The sequence below is a fragment of the Candidatus Nitrosocosmicus oleophilus genome (assembly GCF_000802205.1).
GTDB lineage: Archaea > Thermoproteota > Nitrososphaeria > Nitrososphaerales > Nitrososphaeraceae > Nitrosocosmicus > Nitrosocosmicus oleophilus.
Genome location: NZ_CP012850.1, coordinates 2,967,560 through 2,982,684 on the forward strand (window position 1 = coordinate 2,967,560; position 15,125 = coordinate 2,982,684).

The 15,125-nt window shown below is 34.0% G+C and carries 13 protein-coding genes; 6 read left to right on the top strand and 7 right to left on the bottom strand.

What is annotated here, in order from left to right; genetic code table 11:
• Nucleotides 1–675: 675 nt before the first annotated feature.
• On the top strand, nucleotides 676–1,896 hold the full coding sequence (locus NMY3_RS14295; RefSeq protein ID WP_196816488.1) for a hypothetical protein: 1,221 nt from the start codon (nucleotides 676–678) through the stop codon (nucleotides 1,894–1,896).
• 527 nt (nucleotides 1,897–2,423) lie between these two features.
• On the opposite strand, the gene NMY3_RS14300 is transcribed toward NMY3_RS14295, so the two are convergent.
• From NMY3_RS14300 to NMY3_RS14320, 5 genes are all read right to left on the bottom strand, one after another.
• Nucleotides 2,424–3,230 (bottom strand): hypothetical protein, encoded by an 807-nt coding sequence (locus NMY3_RS14300; protein ID WP_196816489.1) that lies wholly within the window; start codon nucleotides 3,228–3,230, stop codon nucleotides 2,424–2,426.
• Nucleotides 3,231–3,469: 239 nt separating this feature from the next.
• Nucleotides 3,470–4,432, bottom strand: coding sequence for an LLM class flavin-dependent oxidoreductase (locus NMY3_RS14305; protein ID WP_196816490.1), 963 nt, complete (start codon nucleotides 4,430–4,432; stop codon nucleotides 3,470–3,472).
• Between the two features lie 330 nt (nucleotides 4,433–4,762).
• Nucleotides 4,763–6,235, bottom strand: a complete 1,473-nt coding sequence (locus NMY3_RS14310; protein ID WP_196816491.1) for an NAD-dependent succinate-semialdehyde dehydrogenase — start codon at nucleotides 6,233–6,235, stop codon at nucleotides 4,763–4,765.
• A gap of 274 nt (nucleotides 6,236–6,509) precedes the next feature.
• Complete coding sequence (locus tag NMY3_RS14315) at nucleotides 6,510–7,148, bottom strand: trimeric intracellular cation channel family protein (protein WP_196816492.1); 639 nt, start codon at nucleotides 7,146–7,148, stop codon at nucleotides 6,510–6,512.
• A 336-nt stretch (nucleotides 7,149–7,484) separates the two neighbouring features.
• A complete protein-coding gene (locus NMY3_RS14320; RefSeq protein WP_231100111.1) occupies nucleotides 7,485–7,733 on the bottom strand; it encodes a hypothetical protein in 249 nt (82 codons plus the stop codon).
• Nucleotides 7,734–8,037: 304 nt separating this feature from the next.
• Between NMY3_RS14320 and wrbA the strand changes: the two genes are divergently transcribed.
• Nucleotides 8,038–8,664: an NAD(P)H:quinone oxidoreductase gene (gene wrbA / locus NMY3_RS14325; protein WP_196816494.1), complete on the top strand. Its 627-nt coding sequence runs from the start codon at nucleotides 8,038–8,040 to the stop codon at nucleotides 8,662–8,664.
• A 220-nt stretch (nucleotides 8,665–8,884) separates the two neighbouring features.
• On the opposite strand, the gene NMY3_RS14330 is transcribed toward wrbA, so the two are convergent.
• Nucleotides 8,885–9,685, bottom strand: coding sequence for a creatininase family protein (locus NMY3_RS14330; protein ID WP_196816495.1), 801 nt, complete (start codon nucleotides 9,683–9,685; stop codon nucleotides 8,885–8,887).
• A 192-nt stretch (nucleotides 9,686–9,877) separates the two neighbouring features.
• Complete coding sequence (locus NMY3_RS14335; RefSeq protein ID WP_196816496.1) at nucleotides 9,878–11,329, bottom strand: amidase; 1,452 nt, start codon at nucleotides 11,327–11,329, stop codon at nucleotides 9,878–9,880.
• A 768-nt stretch (nucleotides 11,330–12,097) separates the two neighbouring features.
• Here NMY3_RS14335 and NMY3_RS14340 point away from each other — a divergent pair.
• The 4 genes from NMY3_RS14340 to NMY3_RS14355 all read left to right on the top strand — a co-directional run bounded on the left by NMY3_RS14340 (nucleotide 12,098) and on the right by NMY3_RS14355 (nucleotide 14,791).
• The gene (locus NMY3_RS14340) at nucleotides 12,098–12,991 is read left to right on the top strand and encodes an IS5-like element ISThar1 family transposase (protein WP_196815565.1); all 894 of its coding nucleotides are present in this window, start codon (nucleotides 12,098–12,100) and stop codon (nucleotides 12,989–12,991) included.
• A gap of 170 nt (nucleotides 12,992–13,161) precedes the next feature.
• Nucleotides 13,162–13,530: a hypothetical protein gene (locus NMY3_RS14345; protein ID WP_196816497.1), complete on the top strand. Its 369-nt coding sequence runs from the start codon at nucleotides 13,162–13,164 to the stop codon at nucleotides 13,528–13,530.
• Nucleotides 13,531–13,674: 144 nt separating this feature from the next.
• The gene (locus NMY3_RS14350) at nucleotides 13,675–14,094 is read left to right on the top strand and encodes a secondary thiamine-phosphate synthase enzyme YjbQ (protein ID WP_196816498.1); all 420 of its coding nucleotides are present in this window, start codon (nucleotides 13,675–13,677) and stop codon (nucleotides 14,092–14,094) included.
• A gap of 391 nt (nucleotides 14,095–14,485) precedes the next feature.
• Nucleotides 14,486–14,791: a hypothetical protein gene (locus NMY3_RS14355; RefSeq protein ID WP_196816499.1), complete on the top strand. Its 306-nt coding sequence runs from the start codon at nucleotides 14,486–14,488 to the stop codon at nucleotides 14,789–14,791.
• Nucleotides 14,792–15,125: the final 334 nt, after the last annotated feature.

Sequence of the window (15,125 nt, forward strand, 5' to 3'; positions counted from 1 at the left end):
ATTCACTCCTTTGTGTGTTTTTGAGAGTAATTTAGAGATGCCAAATTAGAACCAGGGTTTGAATTGACAAAAAGTCGTTGAGAAGGTCTATAATATTTTAAAAATAAAACAGAGGCATTTAAGAATGATTTTAACTTTAGCTTATCCTATACAAATAAACCGAATTTTATCAAGAATTTTAAGAATTAATAAATTAATAAAAATAAAGGTAACTACGAAGATTTAAGATTTGTTAATAAAAAGTATCATTGATTTGGTCCTTACTGCAAATCAAGAATAATCTTAATTTCGAATCAGAATACCATCAAGATAAAACAGGTATGAAATTAGAATTGAAACTACCACATTAACATATGTGAAATCAGAACGTATTCAATTTATCGATTTAAAGTTTTTCAAAAATTATACTATACGATCAATTAGTAAGATTATTAAATATTAAGACATTAAAATTTTAATTAACAAAAAAGGATCGTTCTAATTAATCAACTTTGAAGAGGTTGTAATCGTAATTAAATATAAAGGTTATCTCTAACTGATTTTATTCGTTTAAATAATAGAAGATTTATAGTATTTAAAAAATTGGTAACTGTAGATCCTTTTTTCAAAAGTTTTTTTATTCTGTTTATTACAATTATCTTCTTTTCTTTTATTATCTTTTATATGAACAATATTTTGATTGTAGGGCCCAAATCAAATGTAGAAATTATGGCTTTCGCTCAAACCGTAAGTCATATTCAAGGGAAAAACTATGTTTTACTAAATACTACAGATACCAAGAATTGTCCTGAATTTTACGATAATCCTGGAGAAAGTAATAAAACCTTTGCTTCTCCTATAAATAACACATCATCCATCCCCCATAACGGGAGCGGAATAGGTAATATCACCGATCCAGTCGAAGATCCAAAGACAATCACCAATATTTGTCCATTCTTAAAGATAATGTATCCATATGATTGTTCATCAGAAATAAACAGTTTATCGGAAATAATGTGTGATTCAAAGGAAGAAGATCTAAATCAAACTGAAGTCGAAGAGGATGAGGACAATAATGAGGAGGAAGTAGAACAGGCCGAAGAAGAAATACCAGATAATGAAATATTTGACGAAAAAGGTTTGTTGATAGCGGATACAAAATTCAACAAACAATATTCATACGAATTAGTTGACCCTCTTAATTCTGACAAAAAAATAAGAGTTAATTTGGACCTTGGAAAGCACACTCAAGGACATAATAAACACATAAATTCACCCAGGATTGAAATTGAGAGAGAAAACATTAACGGAAGCTTAGACATGAATGCTGCGAAGAACCAAATGATAGTTTGGAAAGGAAACATATTGAATTATTTTGAACAACCAGAAGATAAGTTTGATAATGAAACATATATTGAAATAATGTTTAACACTGGTTTTCACGCGTCTGATGCACCAGATATTGAGCGGAGAGGAATCGGAGTAGTATTTGACGTTTCAAACAGCAGTAACCCATACATTATGGATTATCGTGATGACGGCAGATACTTGAAACTTACAATGAATGATGTAAAAAATTTAGCAGGAGATGATTTTATTTTTCATTCAAACGACAATAGGAGCAAAGACTATTTCCTAAACGATCTCATTAATACTAGTAATGTTACCCTGAAGGTGAAAACTTTTTTGACAGGCGATAATAAACGCGTTATAGAAGCATATATCGATCCTGGTACAGGCAAAGAGATTTGCTATTGGACTTTAAAAGACGCTTCAAAACTGCAACATCATGAGGAAATTAAGGATATAGAGGGATTTATAGAAACAGTTCATCAGGGTTCGGGATTTACCTATGTCCGAACTGACAACATAGATACTCGTCTCGCATCCTTACAATCACTAATTTTAACTAATTAGTGTGGTTGTTACATTTTTTGAAGTAAATTGTCAGTCCTAAATGAGAATTATTGAGCACACACAGATCAATGCACTTTTTTTTCTTCTACATCTTTATTGTCAAATCAAATTCCCCATAAATCTATTGTGTTTACCATAGACAACCAGCAAAGTTCTCAGGTTCTACAAAATTTTATGATCATATATTTAGTATATAGTATATTAAGGATCAATCTTTATACTCCTAGGCCAGTTGAGGTCAATTCAAGTACCATCTGAGGGGTCTATTTGGGTATATCCTTTCAGTTGTGCATTAAGCACTATCCACTATGATCCTGCAAGCGCCTACCCAAAATGACTTTAAGTACACCTAACCCATCCCGTCTTCTCAGAGCATGAATATCAACAGCAAAAGACAAAAATGATTTATAGGCGACATAAACCGAAAAATAATTGATTTCACCTCATCCCCTCAATAAATTTGGGATCTGGATATAAAGGATGTAGTGAATGATTCTTTAGGTAATAAAATCAAGAGGTACCATAATCTATTTTCTAAATTTAGTTAATTCCTTTGCAACAGCATCAATAGTATAGGTCACAGTGAAAGGCTCCCCGCTTGTTTTGTGAAATATTAGTGCATTACCTACGAAATCGAGCGTCCCTGAACTCATTCCCGTTCCATTGATTTCAATAGGCACATCAACCAAGTTTCGGAGATGAGTTATTGCAATGCTCTTATTTCCAGGCAATACTGCATGATAAGGTTCACCATGAGTGGAATCTGGGTTCTTCAATGGTGAGTAAGTATGAAGGACCTCGACTTCTATTGGTTTACTTGCTGTAAATGTTACTGTGCCTGACCAAATCTTACCGTCATTCCTTAATGGAAGAGCAAAAACTACTTCGTGTGATGGCTGGCCTGGATGTCTTACCGGTGCTGGTACCGACATTGAAGTATTTTGAATGGTTATTTCATGCAAAGATAGCTGGTTTGATGATGATGTCTCAGTCGGGGAATTTGTTGTACTATTTGAAATGGATTTTGAGGAACTAGATGCTAAAAAGCTATTAATGTCATTAACAAAACTCGAAAAAGATCCAAATGATACGTTTCCGTTCTCTATCAATGAGGGCGGATATGTTAAATTATTAATGCTACTGTTATTGCTGCTGATGCTGCTAGAGATGTTGTTGATGCTAGTGCTATTCTTGATATTATTAGGTGAATCCAGCTGAGCGTATGAAACTTGATATGAAAAAAATATCATCGTAGCGTTAAAAACAATTAATGCAATGCTTGTTTTGCTAAACAACAGATGCTGTCTCTTTTTAAATGTAATTTCTGTATTCATTGTCTACCTCATAAACGATGTTTAGGAAGTAAAAAATCTTTACTAATCTAAAAATGTCATCATTATGACTTATCCTTACGAACGTCATTTGCGATATTCATTACTTTATGGTTCTGAAATACCAAAACTCAAAAATGTTGATGAAAACACAGATTCAAAAAAGTAAGAAATATGCAAACCCACTTCAACTTTGATATTCTCAGAAGGATAGATCTCCAAAGATCAATAAGCAAGGATTTTCAACTTTTGACAGTATCCATAAATAATTCTATGGATTTTAGATCAAATGGATCCTGGAATGTGAGAAAGAACTGGGTGATACCCAGGTCCACATATTCTCGTATCCTTGCGCATACTTCAGCAGGATTTCCCACAAGACCTTTCTTTAATATTTGATCGTAAACACCTGGTCCCCTCTCCATAGCAAATACCTTTTTTTTGTAATCGAGTTCTTGCTCGGTACTAGCAATAAGTACATCTAATTCAATCGATCTCTTTACCTTTCTATTTTGTTGGTCTTTATCTTCTTTCTTACTTTGGGATTCTAATAATTTTTCAAATCTTTCGTTTAAAGTAAAATATTCGTTTGGCGTCAGATAGGAACATTCCCATACATCTGCATAGGTTGCAGCAATTTTCATCATTCTTTCTTGTTTGGCAGCTACTGTTATAGGAATTCTATTTTTAGGTTTAACAAATGAAGCCCCATGTATTTTATAATATAGACCCTCAAAATTAGTAGCCACAGTGCGCCCAGATTGACCGTAGTCTATATCATAGTTTTCCAGGAATTTTGATAGTAATTGAATGCCTTCGTTGAATAAATCCACACGCTGAGTTGCAGTTGGATAGTTTATTCCAAAAGGATACCACCACTGGAGAGAATATTGGAGGCTTGCACCAGCACCTGTTCTAAATTCAAGCCGTCCATTTGAAAGATCTTGAAAGGTAATTGATTGCTTTACAAGTAAAGCCAAGCTTCTATATTCCGGAAGTATATAAGTTATAACTGGACCGAGTTTAATTTTATTAGTAATTGGGATTAATGCGGAGAGAACAGTCCAACAGTCAAGGTCAATTTCGGTTAACGATTCACCATAATAAAAACCGTAATATCCAAGCTCTTCAGCTAACAAGCATGTTTGCTTAATTTTTTCATAATCCGTTCCCCAAATTTCAAGACAATAATGAATATCATTCAATAAAACAAAGTCCGATGCAATATATTAAAACATCACCTTAGATCCAAATTTGGGTAATCTCGAGATTTTGGATAAGGAAATATATCAGACAATGTTACTTATATATAGTAATAAATACCACTATTTCAGGTTGTACGTCTAGAACAAGACAAATTCATATAGGTGGGGGGATATGGTCGACTGGCTTGCTCTTTGTCGACTATAACATTGGTTGTTTATATACTACTTTCTTTTTAAGGACCACAAAAATAAACATCCAACTCTTTCTGCATCAATCAATCGAACAAAAAAAATAAAAATGGTTTAAAATTAATCTATTCTTGTCTTCTCTTATTCAACGTAGTGATGATGTATCAGCTGATCATAGAACCTTATAGACTTGATGTTTACGAATTCAAACATCCCATGCTTTGATAATTCCCTCCCAAATCCACTATTTTTGATTCCTCCAAATGGAACCCTTGGATCTGATACAACTACATTATTGACTGTGACAATTCCAGCCTGCAATAATTTTGAATATTTCTCGGCTTTACCCAGATTTTGGGTCCAAATGCTTGCACCAAGACCAAATTGTGTATCATTTGCTATTTCCAATGCTTCTTGTTCATCTTCAACTACTATCACGGGGGCAATCGGACCAAATGTTTCTTCTCGAGCTACCTCCATTTTAGGAGTAACATTTTTTAAAATGGTTGGTTTGTAGAAATACCCTTTTTCATTGCCATCATTTTTCTTACCTAATCGCTGTCCACCCGTTACCAATTCTGCACCTTCTTTCAAAGATCTCTTTACCATTTCGTCAATATTTTCTAGTGCAGAAGAGTTTACCAATGGTCCTATATCTGTTTCCTCTGAAAGTGGATCTCCAATTCTTAACTTTTCTGTCTTTTCAGCAAATTTTTCAATAAATTGAGAAGCTACGTTTTTGACGACAATAAAGCGTTTAGATGCTATACAACTTTGTCCACAGTTTATGAAACGTCCTTTTACAGCTCCACTTGATGCTTTATCAATATCTGCGTCCTCACAAACGATAAATGGGTCGCTACCTCCTAACTCTAATACTATTTTTTTCAATTGAGCTGTTGCATGCTTGGCAACCTTTGCACCCACAGGTACACTGCCAGTAAAAGTAACTGCACTAACATCATCAGAGTCGATTAAGTATTCTGCTTCGACCGATGAAGCAATAACTGTCTTAAAAACATTGTCGGGTAAACCAATTTTTTCAAAAATCCTCTCGATTTCTAGACCACATTGCATAGTAACACTGGATGGTTTCAAGATAATGGTATTACCGGCTATCAGTGACGGTGCAGCAAACCTTAGGGCTTGCCAGTAGGGAAAATTCCAGGGCATCAGACTTGCGATTACTCCTAACGGTTCAAATGTGACGATAGATTTCCTTGCATCCGTATTGATAACCTCATCGTGCAAAAACACTCCACCGTTATCTGCAAAATATTCTACAGCCCAGATGCACTTGTCTATTTCGGATCTGGCTTCTTTAACTGTTTTTCCCATCTCTGAAGTAGCGATTCGAGCTAGTCTTTCCTTCTCCTTCTTAAATTCATTCGCAAAAGCATAAAGAAAACCCGATCTTTTTCGGTAATCCTTTTTCCATTCTTTGAAAGCTTTTTTAGATTTATTTGCTAAAGTTGTAATTTCTTCCTTTGAAATTAGTCTATATTCTTTAATTATTTCTTCAGTAGCAGGATTAACAGTGACTATAGTATTAGAGGGTTTTTCATTACTTTTTGTTATATTGTTTTTTTTTAAAGGAACATTATTAGAAATCAATTGATATCCAAGCATCTCCTATTCATGTACTGCAATTTATATCGTACTTTTAATGATTATTGGAATTAAACTTTGCTAATGTCTTGGGCTATAAAATTTTGGTTTTCCGTAAAACTCATATTGATATTTTGGTAGGCGGAGGTCCATCAAATGGTGCCTAGTTGTCAAATCTGGAGCCCTTGCTGAAACGAATTCTCACTCTCCTGATTACAAGATAAATATGTCGAAACAACTTGAAAATGACAAAATAGAATGCAATCGATGTGTTTTAGGGTCAAATTTTAACCTTTGGCAAATTCCATGCGTATTTTATGGCCAATAACCTGATGCCTGTGGCCGAAATAATTCCACTGATTGCTGCCACTACTGGATCGGTCGAGATTATCAATACAAAAAAAACAACTACTCCTACGAAACTAGCTGTTGCATATAGTTCTCTGACAAATACTAATGGTATTTCATTTACTAGGACGTCTCTTAGGATTCCTCCTCCTGTAGCTGTTATCAAACCTCCAACAGAAACTAGAAGAAAATTTGGACCAAAGATAGAATAAGCAATGCTTGCTCCAATTACCGTGAAAACTCCCAATCCTATTGCATCACATTTTAGAAAAATATTCCAGTGTTTTTTCAACCGAGGATATAGAAAAAAAATAGAAAAGCCCGTAACTATGGTTAGAATTAAGTACATCGGATCTGTCAATGCAGCGGGAGGATATTCTCTAAAAATGACATCTCGTATCAATCCACCTGCTAGTCCAGTAACACTAGAAAGAATAACTACTCCTACGATGTCGGCTTTTTGTTCAATTGCTTTGAATGCTCCTGTAATTGCAAATGCTACTGTACCAAAATAATCAAGAAATAGTAATATTTGGGGATAATAGAAAAAGACAAATTGCAAGTCAATCATCCATAGCTAGTAACTTAAATGATATATTTGAGATTGCATTCATCAGTTAGGGTAATTTGGAGTCTAACAAACTGACGATTCCTATTAATCGATTCTCAAAACAAGATTTAGGATCAGAGGCGTTAAATACACTGGTTGATTACTCCTTTGATTCAGCTCCTAGACATGTTCAAATGTAGAAAAGCATGTTATTGCAATATATCGTAAAAATATGATAAGTCACTTGGTTGGTTCTAATATGACCAAAGAAGATTCATGATGATCCCGGTGAAATTGAATAAAATCATAAAAATATACTAATGTTAAAGTTCTAAAATTTGAAAAGATTTGGAAAAATTAAAACGGATTTGGAAATGTTGGCAAAAAGATACCAACTATTGATACTACTATCCAGATAACAACAGCAATCAAAATAGCCTTGAGCCATCCCGTATTATAAAGCCACTTGAGTGATATTAACCAAATAATACCCCCTATAGCGGCTGCAATAAAGCCATATCCAAATACATAAGTAACAATACCAAACATAATTGAGCCTAAAAGAGCAGCAAAGAAGGCAGTTTTAAACCCCTCCTTTTCGCCCATCAGCTTTGTAACGACATAAATTAGAAAAGTGGATATCACTAAACCTATTAAGAAACCTAATATTCCCAAGTATTACTCGGTATTAGGAATTACGAATATTAAGTTTTATCTAGTTTTGAGAATATCTAGTTCACAGAATTTAACTTCCCTCAACCTATAGAATTAGGGTTAGTGCAGGTATGGGTGAGTGCAGGCACTACCCATTACCCCTTTTATTAGCAATCGCTTATGTCGATGAAATGAAAAATTGTAACATTTCTTGTCGTATACGTGATTTATATATTTTAGTAAAAACTAATTAATTGTGTCTGAAAAAATATCAAAAATTCTTATTCTTTTTTATTCAAGATACGGAAACACTGCTAAGATGGCCGAGGAAATTGCATATGGAGCAAAAGAAGTTCCAAATACAAGTGTAACACTTCGAAGAATTGCGGATGACGTTCCTGCTGAAGTAATTTCGGAAAACCCCGAGTGGTCAAAAACTGTTGAAGACTTGACTAATAGGTATCCAACCAGTAAGATAGAAGATTTAGTAAAGGAAATGCCTAATTATGATGCAATTATCTTTGGATCACCTACAAGGTTTGGCAATATGGCTGCACCCATGAAAGCCCTCTGGGATCGCACTAGCGAATTATGGATGAAGGGATCCCTTATTGACAAGTTAGGTGCGGTGTTCACCGGAGCGGCTTCCGTCCATGGCGGTCAAGAAACAACTGCTATTTCAATGATGTTTCCCATGCTTCACCATGGAATGATAATTTTAGGTGTCCCTTATGCCGTTCCCGAATTAACTCAGAGTGGAAGTCCCTATGGTCCTAGTAGAATTGTCGGGCCCATGTCAAATAAGGAAATTACGGAGGCAGATACCAAGGTAGCACGAGCACTAGGAAAGAGAGTCTCAGAATTGGCACAGAAACTATCCTAGAATACCAAGGTTTGGAAAGCAGCACAGATCCCTGTGGGTTGCTACTTGAATACCATCCAGACAAATTTAACCATTGATTGATTGATTGATTGATTGATGCATATACCTTCTGAAATGATGATCGGCACGGAGAACAGGATGATAATTAATGATGATGATGGCATGAAAGAAAATATCAAAATTCATAAAAAATTGGATTTCAACAGGGGTATTAAGAAATTTACTTGAAATTGCTTGTTGCTACCCCATATTTCCATTTACTGGCATTCATCTTGTGTATGAAATCTAAAACAACTCTTGCAAGAATATCTATAATTTCCTGTCCCTTTTGAATTGATGCCTCCTTGGGAGCACCAGTCGCTCCGGTCGTAGTTAACTCACTAAATTTCCAGTAAAGCCGGATATCATCTCCAGGAAGGTTTGGAATAATCTTATCTGGCGCCGACTTTAGGTCAACTAAATCAGGTCTTACTGCCATCATAGCAGAAGTTTCTGCTTCTCCACCGTGACCTAACCCTTTCCACACATTGAAAATAGTGGTGTTTTTTTGTCCAACTAGTACCCACCATGATTCAAGACAAGCAATAACCATATCAGGATACTTGTCTTTTAAATTTCGCGAAGCTACTTCAATTGGTGCAATATTACCGTCATGACCATTTATTACAAGTACTTTTTTGATTTCATTTTTTGCCAAACTATCTAACACATCTTCGATTACAGAAATCATAGTCGAAAATTTTAGGCTCATTGTCATTTGAAAATCATTGTGATGTATACTAACTCCGTAAGGCAGGACAGGTAATATGAAACAGTTATTATCTGAAGAAGGATTGTTGTTGTCAATTTTTTCTAATATGATTTTGGCAAGATTCATTGGAAAGATAAAGTCAGAACCAAAAGGAAGATGGGTTCCGTGATTTTCACATGAACCAAGAATAATCAAAGCTATTGAATTTTTGTTGACGACGTTATTAACCTCGCTTGCATTCATTTCTTCTAATAGTAGTTTTTTATCCATTACATCAATCACTTTCTAATTGAATTGGCTATACTTTAAATTTTGATTTTCAATTATCATTAACATATGTTTCAATAACAATATACAATTGTTGGATAATCTTGTAGGCTCATAAGACTTCTTCATATCTATGTAAATTTAATCATTGTATGCAAAATTTAACAAACAAGACTTTGATTTTTTAATGGACAATCAATAAGAACTAAAGTGGACATCTTTCTTAATTCCTGGATTCAATTTAATATTTGATCCAACGAGTTCTTCCATCTTTTTTGCGACAAGCAAAACTATATAATCTCCATACTGGGGACCAATTATCTGTAGACCTACAGGAAGTATATTGGCTTTTTCAGTAACAAATCCCAGTGGGATTGTAATTGCAGGAAGCCCGATACTATTGAACAATATGGTATTCCTTAGTAATGTTTTTCTAACATTTAGGAGTAGATCATTAACTTTTACATCGACTTTTCGTAGCTCTGGCGCCGGGATGACAGTAGTGGGTAATAGAATAGCCTTAATTCCACTACTAAAGATGTTCATAAATTCATGTTTGATTTTTTTTATTTGTTTTTTGGCTCGGATATACTCATCAATACTAGTATTAGTTCCTTCGATGAGCATTTTCAAAACATCGGTCCCAAATTGTCCTGTATTTGATTCAAGTCTACCAGCATGAATGATTGAAGCTTCATACAATCTAACCTTCTTCCAACTTGAGAAAAAGTTATTTGTATACTTCGTCTCAAAATTTTTTACCAATATTGGAGACTGTGAAACAATATTTATGAAATCAGTAAACATTTTTTGAATTCGAGAATCTATGATTTTGAGAAAATATCCGTTTGGAATTCCTATTACTATTTTTGAAGTCCTCAAAGGTTTGTCGGTAAAAATTGTGTTTTTTTTTAACTTTTTGCAGTTTTTATGATCACATAGACTTTTAAATATCAAATTCGCATCCCACACACTCCTTGTCAGCCACCCGATATGATCTAATGATGGTGACAGTGGGAAAACTCCCGATGCACTTATCAAGCCGAAAGTAGGCTTGACACCCACTAAACCACATAGAGAAGTTGGAACTCTTACAGACCCACCTGTATCTGTTCCTAAAGAAAATACTACCATACCAGAAGCAACGGCAACAGAGGATCCACCACTAGAACCTCCAGAGATTCTCGATAAGTCCCAGGGATTTTTTGAGTCTCCGAAGACAGGATTTTTGCCTGTAATTCCTGATGCAAATTCATTTAGATTGTTTGTCCCGATAAGAATTGCCCCTTTTTTATTCAAGATTTTTACAATTGAGGCGGTAGTATTGGAAACATAATTAGAATAAAATTTTGAGCCTGCAGTAAATTTGAGTCCCATTACATGAATCATGTCCTTAATAGAGTAAGGAATTCCATGCAAAGGATCCAAAATATCATTTTGTTTTACTTGTTTATCGCATTTTTCAGCAAATTCGAAAATTTCTTCTTCTTTTCGAATAGTTATAAACGAATTTAATACATGATTGAATCTTTTTATTCGATCTAAGCACAATCCTGTCAATTCTGAAGGAAGTAACTCACCGGTCCTGATAGATCTTGATAGATATTCGATGGTAAATGGAGAAATTGGAGGTTTCAAACCGATCATGATTTAATTCCTACAAACTACTGTTTAGGTAATAAATTATTTGATCCTACAAATTAGGAGGGGTTTACATTATAATACAAATTAAAACTATTTCCCCATCTCAAGTAATCATTCTTGCTAAAATAGATAAAGTTATTCATAAAACACAAATAGTAGAATTACTCTTCTACAAGAGGTATCAACTGGAGTAATATACTTTACGCGATACTGAAATTTGTATAAAAATTCTGTAATAGCAGATGGGTCTTCTCTTACAATCATTTCGGGATTTGTTTTAATAATGATACTCTAAACATAGATGAAGCAAGAATCGGTAGTAAAAAAAGTCGATTTAACTGGCCAATTCTAATGCTATGTTAGTAATTTGTGAATATATGTAATTATACGTCAATGTTATAAAAACCCAAGGTGATAACACTTTACCTAAATTACTCTTTTAGGAACAGCATTTAAAGCGTCTAATCTTTGATCTAAATAAATACAAACTAATCCATAAATTCAATGACATTTTACTTTAATGATTTCATTCTTACCCTAAGTATTCAAAGAATGATTCCTTTTGAGAGAAAATAGAATTAGAGTCTATATTAAAACGGTAACACTTTTAAATATTGTTATAGCATGACAGGACATGTAATGTGAAGGTAAATATCTAAGATAAAACAAAAAAAGCGTGGTAATTGACCGATTAAGGTATAATTATCAAGTTTTAAAGTGCTTTGTCGCCTAACTCAACATATTTAGCTGGAATGAACAGATTGATTATTTGTGATAGACTGGCCCTCTTACAATCGCTCATTAGTTCAACGCGGTGAGATCCTCTTCTCGTATGATTTCCTTGATGGTTGGGGTTCAGAGATAGAGAATATGAATATAAACAAAAAGGGTAAACCATTTGTATTTCCAGATTCTTTCATCTTGGCCATTGGTTACATTCGCTATTTATTTCACCTACCATACAGACAAACCCAAGGTATAATTAAGGCCACAGGAAAAAGGTTACCTGCTAATCCACCAAGTTATGGTCACATCTGTAAACGAATCAACAAGCTAAACATCGATATTAAAAGAGACAAGATGGATGACGATGATGACCTAATAATATCAATAGACAGTACAGGTATCAAGATTACTACCAGAGGTCAGTGGATGGATGAGAAATGGAATACACAAAATAGAAAAGGATATCTCAAGATCCACGTTGCTGTAGACATAAAGACCAGGAAAATCATTGCTTTGGAAGTGACAGATGAGAAGGTACATGATGGGAAAATGCTAAAGAAACTAGTCAATCATGTTTTGGATTCGAGAGAACCAAACACTGTAAAGATAAAATCGGTACTAGCTGATGGAGCCTATGATTCAAATCCAAACTTTGTGTATCTTGAGGACAAAAAGATCAATCCAGGTATAAAGGTAAGAAGGAACTCTATTGTTTCTCCTAAAAACAATAGGTTAAGGAACAACGAAGTAAAGTTACAAGCAAAGGATCTGTTGAAATGGAAGACAAAAAGAAAATACGGACAGAGATGGATATCTGAAACTGTGTTCTCAGCTATAAAGAGAATGTTTGGTGAATACACATCAGCAAACAGGTTTCAAAACATGGTAAAGGAGATCATGATAAAAGTATCATTGTATAACATTTTTAGAAGAATATAACATGATGATCATGATGATAACCGGAGAATAAGGAATTATGCAACAAAGCAGTTTTAAAGAACAAAATAAACTATATTAAATTACTAAAATTATCATCTGTGATTGATCAAGGTAATTCATCCAAACATTGTTAAAAAATGGGTAAATATGATAGAAGAGTTTTTAGCCTGATGAACAAAATATTAACAGGAATAGTTTCAGCCTTACTCGTAGCAGGAATTGTTGGAATATACATTCCACATGTATCAGCAACTGTTGCTCAAGAAGAATTAGAATTCTGTTCTGGCAATAGTGCACTAGGACAAAAAGCAACTAGTTCAGCAGAACAAGGTCCATCACAAGACCAAGCAAGTGGTTCAGACGCACAATCTATAGCACCAGAATTTAACGCTTTAACTGGTAACAGTCTTAATTTCAATGCACAACAAAATGGTGAATGCTTTTCCCCATTAGAAGCAACCAATGGAGCTCCATTAGGTGCAGCTGAAAGCGAAAATCCATTAGCATCTACAACTGCTCTCCAAAACAGCACCAACTAATATAACATAACCCCTTGAGGGTTTTACTTTTTTTCAATGTTTTTAGATTTTTTGGATTTTAGCCCAGGATATCTTTTTGTATATTGGCTAAGAAAGAAATTCAAGATGATTAGATTATTATATTGATAAATTGTTTCTACATAAATGAAATCGACTACTGAATATCTAACATTTAATACCAAATCAAGGTTCCAACTAATCAATATAACCATGGATGTGGAAAAGATCTTAAATGTAAGCGGAATCAAAGAAGGTTTATGTTTAATTAATTCAATGCATATATCAGCTAGCATTTTTATCAACGATGATGAAGAAGGATTACATCGTGATTTTCATGAATGGTTAGAAAAATTAGCACCACATGAACCTATTAGTCAGTATAGACATAATGATACTGGCGAAGAAAATGCTGATGCCCACTTAAAGCGACAAATCATGGGAAGGGAGGCAGTAGTGGCAATTACCAAGGGCAAATTAGACTTTGGTCCCTGGGAACAAATCTTTTATGGGGAATTTGATGGAAAAAGAAAGAAAAGGGTCCTAGTTAAGATTATTGGGGAATAACAGATTACCCATTTATAGCAATTTAGTCTCTCATTTGGTAACCCGAATCATACTAACTGTAAGAGGTTCATCACAGGTAAAAACTAATACATTTTCCTTCAACATCGTAACCCTGCAACTTGGTGATATTAGAATGAGAAGAGTGATTCTAGAGGCACCATTTACTAAACGCACATACAATATAGTACAATGATTAGAATTTATTGATCTAACCAATTTGTTTCACTTTAGGATCATCACGTGCCCATTAGAGAAAGCTTGTCTTTATGGGGAGATAATATTATGGCAAAAATTCACACAAACCAGTACAATGACCTTCTTTATTAACAAGAAACGGAAATCATTTGTCAACATTATATACCTCTTTACATATAGTATAATGGATGATTTTTTGACCCAAAATAATTTTCCCCTAAAAAGTTGGCATATTGAAAATATGGAAAAAACAGTTATAAAATATGTTAAAGGACTCCCTGAGGATGCATCAAAATGGGAGATAAGGAAACACAAAAAATATGGCAAATTATCAAATATAATTAGAAATATCCATTATGACATCAAACATGGCGTTACCAATGATCAAGTTATTGAAGTTTTCGTGAAAATCCGAAATGAGCCAGTATTCTGTGATTTACAGAATAATCTTGATGCTATGAATAGACTCGGAGATTTGGAAAAGCACTGGAAGGAAACATAAATGACCAAATAGCAATAACCTACGACTTACTAGTGATTAACCATGTTCTTTCAAAAAAACTTATCGCGAAGGAGCGAACAAGGAATCTTCATTTCAAAGTTATTGGATTAATGATTAATGATTAATGATTAATGGTTTGGACTTCATCTTATACCTATTAAAATATAGAATTTTTATATCAATTTCTTAACTAATTTCTAGATATTTATATTAAGGTAATCGATTATCTTGAAAAAAGACACCCAATTATATTAAACCGATAACAAAATGGTCATTTAGGTTTGCAACTTTTCAAGAAGTCATCTCCTTAAAAAGAATATAGCTACCTTCTAGG

What these genes read in the sequence shown, in the direction of transcription:
- NMY3_RS14345 (WP_196816497.1), top strand. Translation starts at nt 13,162, where the DNA reads ATGAACAAAATATTAACAGGAATAGTTTCAGCCTTACTCGTAGCAGGA.
- NMY3_RS14315 (WP_196816492.1), bottom strand. Translation starts at nt 7,148, where the DNA reads ATGATTGACTTGCAATTTGTCTTTTTCTATTATCCCCAAATATTACTA.
- NMY3_RS14320 (WP_231100111.1), bottom strand. Translation starts at nt 7,733, where the DNA reads ATGGGCGAAAAGGAGGGGTTTAAAACTGCCTTCTTTGCTGCTCTTTTA.
- NMY3_RS14335 (WP_196816496.1), bottom strand. Translation starts at nt 11,329, where the DNA reads ATGATCGGTTTGAAACCTCCAATTTCTCCATTTACCATCGAATATCTA.
- NMY3_RS14350 (WP_196816498.1), top strand. Translation starts at nt 13,675, where the DNA reads ATGAAATCGACTACTGAATATCTAACATTTAATACCAAATCAAGGTTC.
- NMY3_RS14300 (WP_196816489.1), bottom strand. Translation starts at nt 3,230, where the DNA reads ATGAATACAGAAATTACATTTAAAAAGAGACAGCATCTGTTGTTTAGC.
- NMY3_RS14330 (WP_196816495.1), bottom strand. Translation starts at nt 9,685, where the DNA reads ATGGATAAAAAACTACTATTAGAAGAAATGAATGCAAGCGAGGTTAAT.